Below are 1,095 nucleotides of genomic sequence, written 5' to 3' on the forward strand. Positions count from 1 at the left end.
GGATGGGCTTCAGCGAGACGGTGCTGGTGACGGAAAAAGGCCCGGAACGCCTGACCACCATGGAGCGCAAGCTCTTCTCGCGTATATAAGCACTCCATTCAAGATGGCAAAGCACATGCGACCAGTCATAGGGATCGTCAGCAATTTCGACGTGGAAAAGGATGGTTACTTCTGTCTCGTCCACTATGTAAGCGCAATCGAAAAAGCCGGTGCGCTTCCAATCATCTTGCCGTATGTCAAAGAAGATGACGTGAGCGCGTTATTAGACCTCGTTTCTGGGCTCGTTCTTACTGGAGGTGGCGATTTTCCAACCGAACTTTACGGCGCGCCTCCGCACCCCGCTGTTCAACGGATGATCCCCGAGCGCGACGACTTCGAATTCGCGCTCGCCCGTTCAGCGTTCGATCGGCCCATGCCCGTTCTCGGCATCTGCCGAGGGATGCAGATTTTGAATGTTGTAGGCGGGGGTACGATCTATCCTCATACCTTAGATGAACTACAAAACGTAATCGATCATCGCGATGGCACCCCGTTGGATAAGACGGTTCACGAGGTTCAGTTGGAACGCGACACGCAGCTGTGGCGGCTCTGTGGAGCGCAATCATCGTCTTTCCGAGTAAACAGCTATCACCACCAGGCCATTAAACAGTTGGCTCCTGAATTCGTCGTTTCGGCGCGAGCTGACGATGGTGTCGTCGAGGCGATCGAGGCACCCGGCCGGCCATTCATGGTCGGCGTACAGTGGCACCCTGAGTGGATGTACGACAGTGAGCCCGCCTGTCGCAATTTGATCGATAACTTCGCAAGAGCCTGCAGTTCGATTGCAAGAGAACCTGCATGACGTGCGCCACCAGCACGCGCGTGCTGCCTCAGACGCAAAAAATTCCTTGAGGCGTTAACCGGCTGCGGCGCTAATAGCCGTCCCCCTGCACAACGTCAGCCTCCATTTTGGCAGGCATTTTATCGCCAAAGAAGCGGATATATTGGAGTATACCTCAGTGCGAGCCATATCTGAACTCGCCGAATTCGTTAGCAGCTATCCAGCAAGTGCACTGCCTGCGGCGACACGGCGTACAATTTCGTTGCTCATTTTAG

Annotated in this window: 1 protein-coding gene; it reads left to right on the forward strand. The window is 54.7% G+C overall.

The window, feature by feature from the left end:
• On the forward strand, window positions 1-841 hold an 841-nt coding region (locus EN869_RS33670; RefSeq protein WP_210213425.1), incomplete at its 5' end, for a gamma-glutamyl-gamma-aminobutyrate hydrolase family protein.
• Between the last annotated feature and the right edge of the window lie 254 nt (window positions 842-1,095).

This window comes from Mesorhizobium sp. M2D.F.Ca.ET.226.01.1.1 (assembly GCF_004022705.2).
Lineage (GTDB): Bacteria > Pseudomonadota > Alphaproteobacteria > Rhizobiales > Rhizobiaceae > Mesorhizobium.